The organism is Paraburkholderia sp. SIMBA_053 (genome assembly GCF_046534895.1).
Taxonomy (GTDB): domain Bacteria; phylum Pseudomonadota; class Gammaproteobacteria; order Burkholderiales; family Burkholderiaceae; genus Paraburkholderia; species Paraburkholderia caledonica.
Genome location: NZ_JAWRXU010000019.1, coordinates 38160 through 54776 on the forward strand (window position 1 = coordinate 38160; position 16617 = coordinate 54776).

General features: G+C 60.2%; 15 protein-coding genes. 11 read left to right on the forward strand and 4 right to left on the reverse strand.

Going from position 1 to position 16617, the window contains the following annotated elements; translation table 11 throughout:
• Window positions 1-54: 54 nt before the first annotated feature.
• The 11 genes from SB753_RS31775 to SB753_RS31825 all read left to right on the forward strand — a co-directional run bounded on the left by SB753_RS31775 (window position 55) and on the right by SB753_RS31825 (window position 12395).
• A complete protein-coding gene (locus SB753_RS31775) occupies window positions 55-918 on the forward strand; it encodes a branched-chain amino acid ABC transporter permease (protein WP_410803800.1) in 864 nt (287 codons plus the stop codon).
• A complete protein-coding gene (locus SB753_RS31780; RefSeq protein ID WP_410803802.1) occupies window positions 915-1970 on the forward strand; it encodes a branched-chain amino acid ABC transporter permease in 1056 nt (351 codons plus the stop codon). Before SB753_RS31775 ends, SB753_RS31780 begins: the two co-directional genes overlap by 4 nt.
• On the forward strand, window positions 1957-2724 hold the full coding sequence (locus SB753_RS31785) for an ABC transporter ATP-binding protein (RefSeq protein ID WP_410803804.1): 768 nt from the start codon (window positions 1957-1959) through the stop codon (window positions 2722-2724). The genes SB753_RS31780 and SB753_RS31785 overlap by 14 nt, the downstream gene beginning before the upstream one ends.
• The gene (locus SB753_RS31790) at window positions 2711-3421 is read left to right on the forward strand and encodes an ABC transporter ATP-binding protein (RefSeq protein WP_410803806.1); all 711 of its coding nucleotides are present in this window, start codon (window positions 2711-2713) and stop codon (window positions 3419-3421) included. The genes SB753_RS31785 and SB753_RS31790 overlap by 14 nt, the downstream gene beginning before the upstream one ends.
• A gap of 126 nt (window positions 3422-3547) precedes the next feature.
• Entirely contained in the window at window positions 3548-4339 is a 792-nt protein-coding gene (locus SB753_RS31795) for a crotonase/enoyl-CoA hydratase family protein (RefSeq protein WP_410803808.1), read from the forward strand.
• A gap of 42 nt (window positions 4340-4381) precedes the next feature.
• Window positions 4382-5815 (forward strand): MmgE/PrpD family protein, encoded by a 1434-nt coding sequence (locus tag SB753_RS31800; protein ID WP_410803810.1) that lies wholly within the window; start codon window positions 4382-4384, stop codon window positions 5813-5815.
• 148 nt (window positions 5816-5963) lie between these two features.
• Window positions 5964-7319, forward strand: a complete 1356-nt coding sequence (locus SB753_RS31805) for an MFS transporter (RefSeq protein WP_410803811.1) — start codon at window positions 5964-5966, stop codon at window positions 7317-7319.
• Between the two features lie 197 nt (window positions 7320-7516).
• Window positions 7517-8653, forward strand: a complete 1137-nt coding sequence (locus SB753_RS31810; RefSeq protein WP_410803812.1) for an alcohol dehydrogenase catalytic domain-containing protein — start codon at window positions 7517-7519, stop codon at window positions 8651-8653.
• Between the two features lie 39 nt (window positions 8654-8692).
• Window positions 8693-10132, forward strand: coding sequence for an aldehyde dehydrogenase family protein (locus SB753_RS31815; protein ID WP_410803814.1), 1440 nt, complete (start codon window positions 8693-8695; stop codon window positions 10130-10132).
• Between the two features lie 23 nt (window positions 10133-10155).
• Window positions 10156-11286 (forward strand): zinc-binding dehydrogenase, encoded by a 1131-nt coding sequence (locus SB753_RS31820; RefSeq protein ID WP_410803816.1) that lies wholly within the window; start codon window positions 10156-10158, stop codon window positions 11284-11286.
• Window positions 11287-11420: 134 nt separating this feature from the next.
• On the forward strand, window positions 11421-12395 hold the full coding sequence (locus SB753_RS31825; protein ID WP_410803818.1) for an SMP-30/gluconolactonase/LRE family protein: 975 nt from the start codon (window positions 11421-11423) through the stop codon (window positions 12393-12395).
• 107 nt (window positions 12396-12502) lie between these two features.
• Here the strand turns inward: SB753_RS31825 and SB753_RS31830 are convergent, their stop codons facing one another.
• The 4 genes from SB753_RS31830 to SB753_RS31845 all read right to left on the reverse strand — a co-directional run bounded on the left by SB753_RS31830 (window position 12503) and on the right by SB753_RS31845 (window position 16552).
• A complete protein-coding gene (locus SB753_RS31830; protein WP_410803820.1) occupies window positions 12503-13618 on the reverse strand; it encodes an amidohydrolase family protein in 1116 nt (371 codons plus the stop codon).
• A gap of 145 nt (window positions 13619-13763) precedes the next feature.
• Window positions 13764-14051, reverse strand: a complete 288-nt coding sequence (locus tag SB753_RS31835) for a DUF4148 domain-containing protein (protein WP_410803920.1) — start codon at window positions 14049-14051, stop codon at window positions 13764-13766.
• A gap of 146 nt (window positions 14052-14197) precedes the next feature.
• Complete coding sequence (locus SB753_RS31840; RefSeq protein ID WP_410803821.1) at window positions 14198-15580, reverse strand: MFS transporter; 1383 nt, start codon at window positions 15578-15580, stop codon at window positions 14198-14200.
• A gap of 57 nt (window positions 15581-15637) precedes the next feature.
• Complete coding sequence (locus SB753_RS31845) at window positions 15638-16552, reverse strand: SMP-30/gluconolactonase/LRE family protein (protein WP_410803823.1); 915 nt, start codon at window positions 16550-16552, stop codon at window positions 15638-15640.
• Window positions 16553-16617 lie beyond the last annotated feature (65 nt).

Below are 16617 nucleotides of genomic sequence, written 5' to 3' on the forward strand. Positions count from 1 at the left end.
TGTCCGCGGCGCTTTGCGGCGCCGTCTTCAGTCGCCTTGCAGTAAAGGAACGGTATGAACGCAATGATCGAACAGATGTTGATCAACGGCCTGCTCTCCGGGTTCGTCTACGTGATCATGGCGCTGGGCTTCACGCTGATTTTCGGCATCATGCGTATCGTCAATTTTGCGCATGGCGAGTTGTACATGATCAGCGCGTACGTGATGCTGGTGCTCCACGGCCGCTACGAAATCAATTACTTCGTCGCGCTGGGCATCGCCGTAGCCTGTTCCGCTCTCGTCGGCGCGTTGCTCGAACGGCTGCTGTTTCGCCGCTTCGTCGGCAACGAACTCGGCGGCATGATCATGTCGCTTGCCGTCGCGATCATCCTGCAATCGCTCGCGCTGATGATCTTTGGCCCCGACGATCAAACCGTCCCTCGTCCCGTCGAAGGTGTCTGGCACCTGGCCGGCACGGTCATCTCGCTGGATCGCGCAACCGTGTCCGCCTGTTCGATCGTCGCGCTCGTCGCGTTTTATCTCTTCACCCGCTACACACGCATGGGTCTGGCGATGCAGGCTGTGGCCCAGGACAGAGAGACGGCCTGCCTGATGGGGATCGAATCGAACACGATCTATCTCGCTTCGTTTGCGATCGGCAGTGCGCTCGCCGGCGTGGCCGGCGCGTTGATGGCGCCGATCTATTCGGTCGGACCGTACATGGGCGAACTGCCGCTGCTCAAATCGTTCGTGGTGGTGATTCTCGGTGGCCTCGGCAGCGTTCCGGGCGCGGTGGCAGGGGGCCTCCTCCTCGGTCTCAGCGAATCGGTTTTCGCCACCCTGTTCGATTCCACCGCTGCGTTGATCGCGTCATTCGTGATCGTCTTTCTCGTCATTATCGTCCGCCCGCGCGGCTTGCTCGGAAAGGCCTATAAATGAGTCACAACGCTCTTCATCCTCGCCCGGTTCGGGAGCCTGTCGCCGGTATGTCGGCGGCGGACATGCCGAGCACGCATACGCCGGTCCACGAGGCCGGGCCCGTGTCGCGCCGCGCACGCTGGCAATGGCTCGCCTTCGTCGCGCTGCTCGCCCTCGCACTCCTGCCAGCTGTCATTGGTGGCCGCTACGTGCAGCACGTCGCAACGATGGTCGCCATCATGGCAATCCTCGCATTGAGCATGAACCTGATGTTGCGGATCGGCCAGATTTCAATGGCACATGGCGCGTTCATGGCGATGGGCGCCTATGCATCGGGATTGCTCACCGTGCGCCTGGGCTTCTCACCGTGTGCCGCGCTGGTCGTCGGCGCTCTCGGTACCGGCCTAGTCGCGAGCTTGCTCGGGCTGGTGATCCTGCGCATCAAGGGTGTGTTTTTCGTGCTGCTGACCTACGCCTTTGGGCAGATCGTGAATCTCACGCTGCAGGAGTGGACCTCACTGACCGGTGGCAACAACGGCATGCACGGCATCCCGAAGTTCTCAGTTTTCACTTATGCCATTACTCAGCCCGCGACCTACTATGTCTTCGCACTCGGATGCGCCGCCGCGGCGTGGTTGATGGTGCGATCGATCGTTACGTCGAAGATCGGCGAGGTGCTGGGTTCGATCGAGCAGGACGAGCCGTTTTCCCGCTCCTTAGGCGTCAACGCCCCGATGTGGCGGATTGCCGTGTTCGGTGTCAGCGCCGCCATGGCCGCCATCGCCGGAAGCCTCTACGCGCATCACCTCAATTTTCTTTCGCCGTCGACCTTCGGCTTCACCCTTTCCGTGGATTTGCTGGTGATGAATATCATCGGTGGCGTGCTGTCCACGCTGGGGCCGATCGTCGGGGCACTCGTGGTCGTTCCGCTGCCCGAATTGCTGCGCGGCGTGAAGGAATACGAACTGCTCGCGTATGGCGTACTGCTGCTGGTTTGCCTGCTCTTCTTCAAGCAGGGGATCATGGGTTGTTTTGTCAGCATCGTGGAGGGTCGTCGTCATGCCAGGCATTGAAGTGTCCCGTCTCGGCCGGCGCTTTGGCGGCCTGCGCGCGGTCGACGACGTTTCCTTCTCGGTCGAGCGCGGTGAAATTTTCGGCATCATCGGACCGAACGGCGCGGGCAAATCGACGCTGTTCAATCTGATCGCGGGCCTGTTCCGACCTTCGGCCGGACGCGTTGCATTCGAAAGCCGCGACATCACGGGTCTGCCGAGCGACGCTGTGGCCCGCATCGGCATCGGGCGCACGTTTCAGGGCGTGCATGCGTTTCGCGATCTCACCGCGCTCGACAACCTGCGGCGCGCCGCCCTGCTCGCTCATGCCTGCGATCCGCTGCGCTACATGCGCAACGCCTTGAGTCGGCAACCCGCCTCACGCGCCGCCGATTGCGAAGCGATTGCGCAACTCGTCGGCCTGAGCGATGTGCTGCACGCCACGGCAGGCGGTCTGCCCTATGGTTCGAAAAAGCTGCTGGGCATTGGCATGGCAATGATGCAGTCACCCAAAGTCCTGTTGATGGACGAACCGGCTGCCGGTCTCAATCCCACTGAAAAACGCCGCCTTGGCGATGTGATTCGCCGCATTCGCGATGAGCAAGGCGTCGATGTTCTGCTCGTGGAGCACGACATGCGACTGATCATGGGCATCTGCGATCGCGTGATGGTGCTCAATCAAGGCAGGATGATCGCCATCGGCACGCCGGACGAGGTCAAAGCCCACCCTGCCGTGATCGAAGCCTATCTTGGAGCCGACTATGAGTTTGCTTAGCGTGACGGGCGCGAGCGCCGCCTATCAGGACGTCGTTGCGCTGCACGACGTGGATCTGGAGGTACGCGAATCGGAGGTGGTCGCCGTGCTGGGCGCCAATGGCGCGGGGAAATCGACACTCCTTAAGACCATTGTCGGACTCGTGCCTCTGCGCGCCGGCAAAATCCGCTTCGGGTCGCGGGATATCTCCACGCTCAAGCCGCAACAGGTATTGCGCGAAGGCGTCACGTTATGCCCCGAAGGTCGCCGACTATTTCCCGACATGACCGTCGCCGAGAACATCCGGCTCGGTGCTTATAGCTGCCGCGACACCGGCACCATCCGGCGCCGCCTCGAGATGCTCTACGACATGTTTCCGAAATTATCCGAACGCGCCCGGCAACTGGCGTCCAGCCTGTCCGGCGGCGAACAGCAAATGGTGGCAATCGCTCGGGCGATGATGAGCCAGCCGAAGTTGCTGCTGCTGGACGAACCGACCCTCGGTCTCGCGCCAAAGATGATTCACGAGGTCGCGCGACTGGTCAAGCTAATCAATGGCGAAGGCATCTCCGTGATACTGGTCGAGCAGAACGCACGGCTTGCGCTTCGGATCGCGCATCGTGGATACGTACTCGAACATGGCGGCGTGTCGCTGCATGGCGAAAGCGACGAACTGCTGTCGAACGAACATGTTCAACAGATTTATCTGGGAGGCTGACCTGAATGCCTCCGCGGATAACGCGACGCCGGACGATACCCTTCTGGCGGTTCACCGCGCGCGAACGCCGCCATCGCGGCGACCGTACTCAACATTCCTTTCCTGCCTGCCAAACAGACCATTCACATGCCCGACTTCCTGATCTACGAACAAGACGGTCCTCTCGTCACCTTGACGATGAACCAGCCCGAACAGCGCAACCCGCTGACCGGTAACACGGCGATTCCCGAATTGCTTGCCGCGATCGATCGCATCCACGACGACCAGCAGGTGCGCTGCGTCATCCTGACTGGCAACGGCCCTTCATTTTGCGCCGGTGGCAATATCGCGGACATGAAGCGTCAATCCACCGATGCCGTTTCGGAAATGGACATCCGCCACGAATACCGGTGCGGCGTTCAGCGCCTCACGCTCAGGCTTTTCAATCTCGAAGTGCCGGTGATCGCGGCCGTCAATGGTCATGCGATTGGCGCAGGCCTCGATCTCGCCTGCATGTGCGATATCCGCATCGCGTCCGAACACGCGAAATTCGCCGAGAGCTTCATCAAGCTCGGCATCATTCCCGGCGACGGCGGCGCGTGGCTGCTGCCACGCGTGGTCGGCATGTCGCGGGCGGCCGAACTGGCATTTACCGGCGACATGATTGATGCGCAGCAAGCCCTCGCATTCGATCTGGTTTCGCACGTTGTGCCGCACGATGGGTTGATGGAGGCCGCCCGGGCACTGGCATCGCGCATCACGCAGCACGCGTCGCACGGGGTGCGCCTGACCAAGCGGCTGATGCGCGAAGCGCTGCACGCGCGCCTGGACAGCGTGCTCGAACTGTCCGCCGTCTATCAGGCCATCTCGCACAAAACCGCCGATCATCGCGAGGCTGTCGACGCGTTCCTGGAAAAGCGCGCACCGCGTTTCGGTTGACGCGGGCGGGCCAGTCGCGCGCCCTGCTTTAATGGAGAGAAGATGACATCCGCTGCTGCAGATTCGAACACCCAGCAAAGAGCGCCCGATCTCGCCGTCGATTTCTCACGCTTCGCAGCGAACCTCGATGCCACCGGCCTCGACGACACTGTCGTCAAGGCCGTCAAGACCAACATTGTCGATACCTTATCGTGCGCTCTGGCCGGTTCGTCTGCGAAAGCGATCGCGGAAGTTTCCGGCATGGTGCGCGAATGGGCCGGCGCGCCGCAGGCCGACATGTTCGTGTTCGGCGGCAAATTTCCCGCGCATCACGCCGCCTGGATCAATGGCGGCATGTCGCACGCGCGCGATTACGACGACACGCACGACGGCGCGATCCTGCATGCAGGCGTCACCGCCGTACCCGCCGCGATTGCGGCGGCTCAACTGCGCGGCGGCGTTTCGGGCGTGGACCTGATCGCGGCTGTCGCGGCCGGCCTTGAAATCACGTGCCGGCTGGGCGTGGCCATCCAGGTCGACATCGTGGAAAGCGGCTTCATCTACACGTCGCTGCTCGGCTATTTCGGCGCGACGGCTGCAGCCGGACGCGCGCTCGGCCTCAACGAAGAGCAGATGTTGAACGCTTTCGGCATTGTCTACAGTTCGGTGGCGGGCAACCATCAGGTAACGCGCGATGCCTCGTTGATGAAGCGCTTGCAACCGGGGCTCGCCGCACAGGCGGCGGTCGTTGCCGTGCAACTCGCGCAGCGTGGCATTCGCGGCGCCCAGCATGTCTTTGAAGGCGCCGACGGATTCTTTCGCGTCTATCTGCACGATCGTGTCGACACGGATGTGGCGCGCCGCGATCTGGGACAGCGCTTCGAACTGCTCAATCTGAGCTACAAACCCTATCCGTGCTGCCGCGACACGCACGCCGCGGTCGACGCGGTGTTGCGCGCGCGAGCACGCTGCCCGAGGCCGGCTAGCGATATTGAAACGATCCGGGTCGGCGTCACCGCGCCGGGCTATCAGATGGTGTGCGTCCCCGAGGCCGTGAGACTCGCGCCGCGCACCATCGTCGAAGCCCAATTCAGCATTCCCTATACCGTCGCTTCGGCCTGGATCGACGGTACGCTGGGAATGGGTCAGTTTTCCGACGAAGGACTGCAGCGCTCGGACGTGCTCGCCCTGGCCGCCCGGGTCCAGCCGTATGTCGATGAGGAAATCGACAGGGAGTGGAGCCGCTTTGTCACGCCGGCGATAGTGATCGTGCAGTTTCGAGATGGCGAAACGATCGAGGAGCGCGTCGACTACCCGAAAGGGCATCCGAGAAACGCCATGTCTGACGCTGAATTTGCCGCCAAGACGATTGACTGCGCCACCTTTGCCGCGGCCGCCTTATCCGCCGACACCGCCGCGCGGCTCATCGAAACGGCGCACCGGCTAGAGACGCTTGCTGATAGCGCAGAACTGCTGAAGATCATGACGCCCTCCTGAAGCGTGACGCCGGCCATCGACCGGCCTCGCCGTATGAACAAGTGCATCAACCGTGCGCCGAACAGGCACGCGGATCGTATCCGCACGCGCGTCAGCGGCGCGTCCGGAGAAAACGAACCCGATAAACGACAACGGTACGGAGACAGACATGAGCATCATGGGAGAAGGCGAAATCAGCAGCACGCCGCAGGAGGCTGACGTTCGTGACGACGTCACGTACAGGAAGGTCGCATGGAGGCTGATCCCTTTTCTGTTTGTCTGCTACATCGTGGCGTATCTGGATCGGATCAATATCGGCATCGCGAAACTGCAGATGCTGAACGATCTCGGACTCGGCAATGCGGCCTTCGCTTTCGGCGCAAGCGTACTGTTCTGGGGGTTGATCATCTTCGAGGTCCCCAGCAACTTCATGATGACGCGGGTCGGCGCGCGTGCGTGGATCTCGCGGATCATGATCAGTTGGGGCATAGCGTCAACCGCAGTGGCGTTCACCGCTCCGATCGCCTCAGCCCTGGGAATGGAAAAGAGCATCGTGTTCTACATTCTTCGCTTCGCGCTCGGTGTATGCGAAGCCGGGTTTTTTCCGGGCGTCATGCTTTATCTGAGCTACTGGTTTCCGTCACATCGGCAAACCCGCGCGCTCTCGGGGTTTCTTCTCGCCATTCCGGTAAGTTCCGTGATTGGCGCTTCGCTGTCCGGCTGGATCATGGACTCCACGAACAACTGGCTGGGGGTTCAAGGTTGGCGGTGGATGATCATCTTCGAAGGTACGCCAGCGATCATACTTGGGATCGCTGTCATGCTCACATTCAAGAACCGGCCGGACCAGGTGGGCTGGCTGAGCCCCGAAGAAAAGCTCCTGATAAAAAGAAATCTGAGCGAGGAAGACAAGACGAAGAAGCACAATTTCTGGGCGGCTGTCACGGACCGTCGGACCTGGATCATGTCGGCAATCTACTTCACGTACGTGACTGGCATCTTCGGTGTCGGATTCTGGCTTCCCACGATCATTCACTCATCGGGCGTGAAGACCAATCTCGATGTCGGACTGCTGAGTGCCATTCCGTATGTCGGCGCATCCATCGCCATGCTGATCCACGCCAAACATTCGCGGGCCACTGGCGAACGAAGACTGCATAGCGCGATTCCCGCTTTTGTCGGCGGATGCGGTCTGATTCTGAGTGTCGTGTTCTCCCACACGATTCCCGTCGCCATCTTCTTTCTGACGGTCGGCGTCAGTGGCCTGATGTGCGTGATGACCGTCGTCTGGACGTTGCCGAGCGGATTTCTCTCGGAGTCCGCCGCCGCAGCGGGCCTTGCAATCATCTATACGGCGGGCAACTTCTCGGGAATCGTCGGCGCCTACGTATCGAGTCTTGCGATCGACCTGACCGGCGATGTGCGCAACGGCACCTACGTTCTCGCCGCGTTCATGCTGGCCTCGGGTGCCATCGTGCTGCTTGCCCCGCGCGATATGTTCAATACGCCTCGCAGGCGTGTCTGACGGCTTCCGTATCGGGGTATCTCTGGGCATAAACCCCAATACCCTTTATGAAGCGACGGCTTAATATTTAGTCTTATATACGATCATAGGTTCCTATATACGACCGCTACGTCGAGCGTTGCATACAGCAACCTGCAAGATTGCATATCCGGCGCTTTGGGCTCGTTGTTTCCCGGCTTATCCGTGAGGTGCCTCGCATGAAAATGACTGCCGCTGTCATGTACAAACAGGGGCTTCCCGCGCCCTACGCGGATAGCCAGCCGTTCCGGATCGAGGATGTCGAACTCGACGGCCCGGGCCCCGGCGAAGTGCTCGTCGAAGTCCGTGGCGCCGGACTCTGCCATTCGGACCTCTCCGTTGTCGAGGGACTGCGCAAGCGCCCGTTACCAATCGTCGGCGGTCACGAAGGCGCGGGTATCGTGCGCGAGGTGGGCGCAGGCGTGAACGAGCTCGCCCCCGGAGATCACGTCGCAATGGCCGCCGTGGCAGGCTGCGGCCATTGCCGGACGTGCCTCGCGGGCCGCCCTGGCCTCTGCCAGGCTGTGACGGCCTCGCGGGCCGAGGGCATGCTTTCGACCGGTTCTCGCCGCCTGCGCCTCGCCAACGGCGGCCGGCTCAATCACTACAGCGGCATCTCGGTGTACGCGCAATACGCGGTGGTCGCGCCGAGTTCGCTCGTGAAGGTCGACCCCGCCGTACCGCTCGACATTGCAGCGCTATTCGGCTGCGCAGTCGTCACGGGCGCCGGCGCCATATTCAACAGTGCAAAGGTGCGCCCCGGTTCGTTTGTCGCGGTGATCGGACTGGGCGGCGTCGGACTGACGGCAATCATGGCCGCGCGCGAAGCGGGCGCGGAGAAAATCATTGGCATCGACGTCCTGCCTGCCAAATTCGATCTCGCTAAAACCGTCGGCGCGACCGACTGTGTCGACGCCCGCGATCCGCAGGCCGTGCAACAGGTACTCGATCTCACTTACGGCGGCGTCGACTACGCATTCGAAATCTCCGGAAACCTGAACGCGCTCATCATGGCACAGGCGATCACCGTTCGCGGCGGCGAGGTCGTCGGCGTAGGGATTGGCAAATCCAGCGCCGTTTTCGACGTTGCGCAACTCTCATGGGTCTGCGAAGAGCGGGTTCTACGCGGCTCTTTTATGGGAAGTTCCGTGCCGCAAGTCGATATCCCAAAGTACGTCGACCTCTATTTACGCGGACGACTCCCCGTCGAGAAGTTGCGCAGCGAGCACATCGGCTTTCAGCAACTGAATCGCGGCTTCGATCTGCTTGCCAGCGGCAACGCAATCCGTCAGATCCTGCTTCCCCACAGCCTCTGAAAACACCTTCTTCTCTCTCTTGCGAACCATCAATCGACTATGAAATCGCCACTCAATCAGACAGAACCCGAACGCATTGCGATGCGCATCGGCGCAAGTACACGGTACGCTGAACAGTTCACCGAAGTGCGCGATCCCTATCGAGGCGACATCGTCGCCTATGCGCCAGTTTCAACCCGCCGCGATTGCGACGACGCGCTCGACGCCGCGAACAAGGCGAAGACCGTCATGGCCGCGATGCCAGGCTATGAGCGCGCGGCTCTGCTTCATCGCGCGGCCGACAACGTCAAGGCTCGCACCGAACAGATTGCCCGCGCGATGACCATCGAAACCGGGAAAGCTTTGCGCGACTCGCTGGTCGAAACGCAGCGCGCGGCGGAACTGCTCCACCTCTGCGCCGAGGAAGCCGTACGCATCCAGGGCGAACATATTCCGATGGACGCAAGCGCCATCGGTGCGGGCAAAATCGCCATGCTGATGCGTTTTCCGGTCGGCGTCGTCGGGGCTATCACGCCGTTCAACGGCCCTATCAGTCTGACCGCTCACAAGCTCGGACCCGCCCTTGCCGCGGGTAACGCCTTTGTGATCAAGCCGTCGCCCAAGGCCCCCCTGTGCGTGCACAAGCTGATCGAGGCCGTCATGGACGCGGGCGTGCCCGACGGCGCGGTCAATACGATCTACGGAGACGACGTGGCGCCACAACTGGTGCGCGACCCGCGCGTGGACTTCGTCAGTTTCACGGGATCCATCCAGGTCGGCAAACTGATCCGCGATTCGGTGGGTATGAAGCGGGTTGCCCTCGAACTGGGCGGCGTCGGCCCGACGTTCGTGCATCGCGATGCGGACCTCGCGGCTGCCGCTAAGGCCTGCGCGCGTAATGCGGTATTGCTCGCCGGACAGAGCTGCGTGTCGGTGCAAAACGTGTACGTTCACCGCGATGCGCACGACGCGTTTGTCGAGGCGGTCTGCCGCGAGATGGATGTGATTCGCTTCGGCGATCCACTGGATATGGCCACCGAAGTCGGCACGCTGATCGACGAGCAGGCTGCCGTGCGCGTCGAAGGCATGATCCAGCGAGCGATCGAGGCCGGCGCGCAGCCGCTTCGCGGGTGGCAACGCCAGGGCGCGCAGTTGAACGGCACGATCCTCACCAACGTCAAACCCGATATGCAGGTGGTCTGCGAGGAAATCTTCGGACCTGCGATGACCATTCAGACCTATGACGAGATCGACCCGATCTTCAAATCGATTAGCGAAAGCCCTTACGGACTTCAATGCGGCATATTCACCAACTCGCTGGATCTCGCGTTGAAGACTATCCGGACTGTGCGTACCGGCGGTGTGATCGTCAACGGCACATCGCGCTGGCGTTCCGACCAGATGCCCTACGGTGGCGTCAAAGATAGCGGAATCGGACGCGAAGGGCCGAAGTTCTCAATCCGCGACATGACCGAAGAGCGGCTCTTCGTTCTCAACTGAACCGCAATAGCTGGAGCGTAACAATGCGAATGATTGCCGCCGTCATGTATGAACAGGGGCTGCCCGCGCCGTATGCCGAGAGCAGTCCGCTGAAGATCGAAGAGGTCGAGCTCGAAGGGCCCGGCGAGGGCGAGGTGCTCGTTGAGGTCAAGTCAGCGGGACTCTGTCACTCCGACCTTTCGCAGGTTGCGGGGCTGCGCAAGCGCACTGTGCCCGTTGTGATGGGTCACGAGGGCGCGGGTATCGTGCGCGAAGTGGGCCGCGGTGTGACCGAATTCCGGGCGGGCGACCACGTGGTGATGACCGTGGGCTCGGGCTGTGGACACTGTTCGTTCTGCGTGAACAGCCGCCCGGTGCTGTGCGATACGGTTGCTGCATCGCGCGGCAAAGGCGTGTTGACCAATGGCGCGCGCAAGTTGAGGCGTAACGGTCAGGCGCTGTTCCACCATAGCGGTGTGTCATCGTTCGCGCAGTATGCGGTGACGGTGCCCGGCACACTGGTGAAGATCGATCCTTCGGTACCGCTCGAGATCGCATCGATGTTCGGTTGTGCGGTGGTGACGGGCGCGGGCAGCGTATTCAATGCCGCGCAGGTGCGCCCCGGACAAAGCGTCGCCGTCTTTGGATTAGGCGGAGTCGGACTCAACTCGGTGATGGCCGCGAAAATCGCTGGGGCGTCCACCATCATTGGCATCGACCTGAATGAGAGCAAGCTGCCGTTGGCGGCAGAACTGGGGTGCACTCACGCGCTGTCGGCGCTCGACCCAACGCTCGTCGAAAAGGTGAGAGATCTGACTCATGGCGGCGTCGATTTCGCGTTCGAGATATCCGGCAGCAAGGCGGCAATGACGACCGCGATCGCGGTGACGCGCAAAGGCGGCGAAGTCGTTTGCGTCGGCCTCGGCGCATCCGCCGATCTCTATCAGTACGCGCATACTGCGCTGGTTTCGGAAGAAAAAGTCTTCCGCGGCTCGTTGATGGGAAGCTGCGTGCCCCGGCGTGACCTTCCTCTCTACTTGCGCTACTACCAGGAAGGGCGCATGGCCGTCGACCGTCTGATGAGCGGGACAATGGGATTCGATCAGCTGAACGCAAACCTTGATCTGCTAGATCGGGGCGAAGTGCTGCGACAGGTGCTGCTGCCGAACGGCTAGCTGCAATTCGCACCTGCGACGCAAGCTTGAAACCGCGCAGTTCTGCTGACATCACGCATGACCGCGCGATCCATAACAGACACTGGCGGCCGCACCCGTTCCAGGCCCGCGAGCTGCCATCAAGGAGATACAGGATGTTGACGAATGCGTTGCAGGTCAGTCCCGAGGGCGTTCTGTCGTACACGGACGCCACCCGGAGTTTCGTTCCAGTGCCGCTTGCCGAACAGCATTTGCCCACTGCGGTCGCCGAGCCTTATTTCAAGGTCGCCGACGAGGCAATTGCGCTGGAAGGTCCCGCATTCGACCGGAACGGCAATCTCTTCTTTGTCGACGTCTACAGCGGGCGTATTCTTCGCCTTAGCACCGGTCAGACACTGAGCGTCTTTTATACCGACACGACCTTGGGCCCTGCGGGGATCGCCATTCATAAAGACGGCCGTATTTTTGTCGCCGGCGTGGGAGACTTCGCGGCCGGCAAAGTAGTCGCAATCGATCCGGATGGCAGCCATTGCCACACTATCGTTCCCGCTAGCGCCGGCTTCGTGCCGGATGATCTGGTCTTCGATGAAGACGGCGGGTTCTACTTTACGGACTTCAAGGGTGGCGCGACCCGGCCGGAAGGCGGCGTTTATTACGTCTCTCCCGACTTCGAGACCATCACCGCCGTATTGCCGAATGTGTGCGCCGCAAACGGCGTGACGCTGAGTCCTGACGGCAAGGTTCTATGGGCCACCGAGTTCTGCGCGGGACGCCTGCACCGCATGGATCTGGCAAGTCCGACAACGATCGGGCATTTCGGCTCGACGGTTCCTTATCATTTCATCGGCCGTTCACCGGACTCAATGCGCACGGACGCGAACGGCAATGTCTATGTCGCGATGTACCAGCAGGGAAGGATCCTCGCGTTCAATCCGTATGGCATGCCGATCGGCCAGATCCTGCTGCCGGGCCGGGAAGACAACCAGTTCCTGAAAAGTACCAGCCTGGCTTTCGTGCCGGGATCGCGTGATGTACTGATCGTTTCGCGTGACGAGAACGGGACCGGCGGCTCGATGATATTCCGGGCGCAAGCGTTGGCCGAAGGCGTACGCCTGTTTTCGCATCAGTAAAATCGAATGAGGCGGTGCAGGTTTGACTCCACAACGGTGTGCCTCTCACGACTGTCATGCGTCAAGACCGCACGGCAGTCGCGGCATCGCCCGCAGCAGCGGTTTATTCAGGTGCAAAGCCTGTTGCCTAGCTGCTCCAACTCCGTCAGTCTGTAGGTTTGACAGGCTGTTCGATAAAACAGGTTCTGCCGGTGCTCAAATGCGAGGCCCTGCGTGCAAGCTTTGAACGCATTCCATAATTCGGCGTAACTGCAGGTCTGCTTATCAACCGGGAAATTGCTCTCGAACATACAACGTTCGGTTCCAAAGAGGCCAATACAGGTTTCGATACTCGGTCTCCAGGCCGCGACAAGCTCACTTGACTTCGCGGGACGATCTTTTCGTTCGAATCCGAATCCGAAAACAGCCATGCCCATACCGCCTATTTTCACGCGGATATTCGGCCGAGCCGCCAGATCGCGCATACCTCGCGTCCACTGCCCAAGTACTTCGTCGCGTTTCGATCTGTATTCGGCGACGCCGATCGGTCCACCAACATGGTTCAGCACGATCGTTGTCTGCGGGAACGTGTCTGCAAGCTCAAGCAACTCACGTAGCTGCGTGTGATAAACCCACGCATCGAAACTGAGCCCTCGCGGAGCGAGTTCGGAAAAGCCCTGCCTGAAAGCTGTTTCTCCTAAAAGACGCGGGCGCGGCGGGTGATCAATCAGTTTACCTACCGTACCGGTGTCGGTAGCCGTGCGGTAGCGAACACCACGCAGGCGCCCTTCACCGGCCGCGATCTGTTGGTCCAGCACCTCTCCTACAGCATGCCCGAGGGTAAGATCCGCATATGAAACGATGCCCGCAGCAACGCGACAACTGTCATCCGACGGCGCATCCGGCCAACGAGTGATCTGTTCGATCTTTTCGACTTCGCCAACCGGCCGCAGAGACTCGGGCCCTGCGCTTCGCCAGCCGGATTCGTATGCCTCGACATAAACCGAGCCGATGACGCGGTGTCCGCAATCTATGTCTTGATGAAGATCCTCCAAACGATAAAATAATCTGTCCTGTAATGAGCCAAAGAGATGGTGATGCGCGTCGACTATTGGCATCCTCGGGTCTAGCACCGCGTCCTGCGGCACGCCACGATGCCAGTCGGCAAGCTCCTTGTTACTTCTTGGCAAATTGCCCGTATAGTCAGTGAAACAGGCAGTCGCACCGAACGCCTCAAGGCTCATTGTCTCCTCCGTGTTGTTCCTATATACGAACATTTAATTCTATATACGACCAACTCTAATCTTGTGACAGTGCTACTGTCAAGGTTGGTTACCTTGATGGGCGTGCAGAGAAACGGCACGCTCCGAACCTAGGTGCGTCGCCAGCCTATTCGTGGGCTGGGTCGGCCGTGAACGACCCACGCGCGCTGCCCGCTCCGGCACCGTGACCAGCGGCAATGCGAGCATTTGCTGCCTGTAGATCAGCCGGATAATCCGGAGACGGATGCGCAGGGTCGTATCCGGCCCCTTCCAGTTGCGCCAATTCAGCGCGCACGCGAGCTCGACTAATGGACTGTGGAGCGTCAGCAAACGAAGCACTCGGCGCCGATACGCTGGCGGCAACGAGAAGCATAGAGATAAGCGATTTCACGGGATTTTCCTGATTGTTGACCATGTCTTTGGCGTTTTGAACGCCAAAGACAGCTTGCAAAGGAGTCAATATACGGGAAAACCCTGCTGCGCGTGAAAGAGCGCCCTGCTTCACTCGTTGGGCAATTCACCCTTGGCTGATGACAAAGTGTTGAGGTCAGCCAAGAGGTGTCAGTTGGCTGACTTGATCCTAGCCTCATTGGACGCCACCACGGGTGCCGCACCGGTGCCTTGCAGGTGTCGCGGCAATCTCAACGCGAGCATGATGAGCGAAACGATCAACGCTGGAATGACGAGCGCAAGAAAAATCTGCGACAGACTCCAACCGAGTGTCAGCATCGCGGCGCCCGTCAGTGCACTTAATATTGCCCCAAGCCGTCCTAGACCGAGCATCCAGCTTGTACCGGTTGCCCGCGCTTCGGTCGGAAAGAACTCAGCTGCGAACGCCGCGAGGCCTACACTTCCACCGCCGAGACAGAAGCCCGCGACAAACGTAAGGCTACAAATAATCGCGTAATGACTTGCCACCTGCCCAATAGCGCCCACGCTGAACGCGGCCAACATAAAATTTAGCGTCAAAATTGCGTTCGGCCGCCATCGATCCATCGCCCATCCGATGATTAAGGATCCTACCGGGCCGCCAAGCTGGAACATCGATGTAGCAATTGCACTCTGGGACAGGCTGTATCCACCGTTCTCCTTCACGAGAGTGGGTAACCAGCTATTGAAGAGAAAGATAAGGAACAGCACGCAAAAATCAGCCAGACACAACAACATCGTACCGGTCCGGTATTGCGAGGCGAGAACAATCTTCACAGCGCTTTTATGACGCACCTCGTCTTGCCGGATGATCACTTCACGAAACCCGGATGAATGCCCTCGGGACATACGTTCAACGATATCAGTCACAGACTGCTTCGCCTTGCCGCGAGACAGGAGGTAACTGAGCGACTCCGGTAGCGCCTTCATGAGCACGATCCCGAGTAACACGGGCACTACCCCACCGATCACCAGGATAGGGCGCCAGCCGTGTGCAGGAAGCATGAACGCTGAGAGGAACCCCCCACCAGCCGCACCCACTGTAAAGCCGCACAAGGTGAGTGTCACCAGAAGAGCCTTCATCCTGCGAGGCGCGTACTCGGCGACCAGCGCTGTCGTGCTGGGAATGATCGCCCCTAACCCGAGGCCGGTGAAAAACCTGCTCGCAATCATGAAAGGAACATGATCCGCCATCCCCGTGGCCAGCGTCCAGATTCCAATGCAAAAGACGCTTGCGACCATGACCGGCTTTCTTCCAAATCGGTCTGAGAGAATTCCACCGATAAGGGCTCCGATTGTTTGCCCAATCAACGCAGTGCTGAGAATCCAGCCGAGCGTTTCGTGCGAGAGGTTCCATTCCTGACGCAGTGCCGGCGCGACCAGCCCCATCACCGAAATGTCGAATCCGTCGAGAATAATTCCGGTGAAACAGAGCGCGACCAACGTGAACAGGAAACGCCCAAAGGTTTGCTGATTGATAAGGTCTTTCAGTTCGACTTGCTGAGTCGTGTCCATCACTGTCTCCTGATGCGCCGGTGGGGGAATAGCTCCGCCTACAACGCTTTGTGTTTTCTAGCCGGTCAGTTGGCACGGCGGCCAATCTATTTCAACGAGCCGTCCCGCGTATGACTGAGTCACGTATGCCTTGTCCTGGGAAGGTTCGGAAAAGCAAAGATTGGTCACGTGAGTATCGCCCTGCACGGCAACGAACTTCGCTGAACCACCCGTCGGCGCGCAGACTGTTATGCCTCCCCGGTCGAGAGTCGCGACATTGATGTTTCCGTTAGCGTCGACCGCCAAAGAGTCAAAACGGGCATACGTCGGCCAGCCATAGACAAGCCTCCCGCCGTGTGGCGAATCAGGCGACGGTCTGACTGGGGCGGAGAGTTCGCCTGGGGCTTTAAGACTCCAGGCCCATAGTTTTGCCGTGTCAGTTTCAGCTACATAAAGCGTACGACCATCGCCTGAGAGGCCGACCCCGTTCGGCTTGTGGATTGGGAAGATAACTTCGCGGGCAGAAGATCCATCGGCCTTCGCGTAACAGACGCTACCGTGATCGCTGTCCCTCTTGCGCGACTTTCCGGGATCGGTGAACCAGAACCCGTCGTGGCGATCGAACACAATGTCGTTTGCTCCGAGGATAGGCCGGCCGCTGACGGAGTCGTACAGCACCTCATACTTTCCTGTCCTGATGTCTACGCGCTGAATGGACCCACCGGCATAGCTTTCTGGGACGCCACCGGATATCCAGCACCCATCCTCGCGCTGAATAAACTGAACGCCCCCATTGTTCGCGACGTAGCAATAACCGTCACGACCCAGCGCCGCGCCGTTTGGTCCTCCGCCCAGATGAGCGATGATCTGCTTCCGACCATCAAGCCAGACGCGCGTCAGCGTCTGACGCCTGATTTCCACAACGAGAAGACTTCCGTCTCCAAGCCACACGGGACCCTCAGGGAACCAGAGATCGTCTGCAATTACCTTCACAATGAGCGCTCCCTCAAATTAGTAGCTCGGCCCTCGAACCTCTTTTTTGTCGGGCGGCGTGCTTC

Excerpts from the sequence above, each read along its gene's own strand:
- SB753_RS31775 (WP_410803800.1), top strand. The coding sequence starts at position 55 with ATGAACGCAATGATCGAACAGATGTTGATCAACGGCCTGCTCTCCGGG.
- SB753_RS31780 (WP_410803802.1), top strand. The coding sequence starts at position 915 with ATGAGTCACAACGCTCTTCATCCTCGCCCGGTTCGGGAGCCTGTCGCC.
- SB753_RS31785 (WP_410803804.1), top strand. The coding sequence starts at position 1,957 with ATGCCAGGCATTGAAGTGTCCCGTCTCGGCCGGCGCTTTGGCGGCCTG.
- SB753_RS31790 (WP_410803806.1), top strand. The coding sequence starts at position 2,711 with ATGAGTTTGCTTAGCGTGACGGGCGCGAGCGCCGCCTATCAGGACGTC.
- SB753_RS31795 (WP_410803808.1), top strand. The coding sequence starts at position 3,548 with ATGCCCGACTTCCTGATCTACGAACAAGACGGTCCTCTCGTCACCTTG.
- SB753_RS31800 (WP_410803810.1), top strand. The coding sequence starts at position 4,382 with ATGACATCCGCTGCTGCAGATTCGAACACCCAGCAAAGAGCGCCCGAT.
- SB753_RS31805 (WP_410803811.1), top strand. The coding sequence starts at position 5,964 with ATGAGCATCATGGGAGAAGGCGAAATCAGCAGCACGCCGCAGGAGGCT.
- SB753_RS31810 (WP_410803812.1), top strand. The coding sequence starts at position 7,517 with ATGAAAATGACTGCCGCTGTCATGTACAAACAGGGGCTTCCCGCGCCC.
- SB753_RS31815 (WP_410803814.1), top strand. The coding sequence starts at position 8,693 with ATGAAATCGCCACTCAATCAGACAGAACCCGAACGCATTGCGATGCGC.
- SB753_RS31820 (WP_410803816.1), top strand. The coding sequence starts at position 10,156 with ATGCGAATGATTGCCGCCGTCATGTATGAACAGGGGCTGCCCGCGCCG.
- SB753_RS31825 (WP_410803818.1), top strand. The coding sequence starts at position 11,421 with ATGTTGACGAATGCGTTGCAGGTCAGTCCCGAGGGCGTTCTGTCGTAC.
- SB753_RS31830 (WP_410803820.1), bottom strand. The coding sequence starts at position 13,618 with ATGAGCCTTGAGGCGTTCGGTGCGACTGCCTGTTTCACTGACTATACG.
- SB753_RS31835 (WP_410803920.1), bottom strand. The coding sequence starts at position 14,051 with ATGGTCAACAATCAGGAAAATCCCGTGAAATCGCTTATCTCTATGCTT.
- SB753_RS31840 (WP_410803821.1), bottom strand. The coding sequence starts at position 15,580 with ATGGACACGACTCAGCAAGTCGAACTGAAAGACCTTATCAATCAGCAA.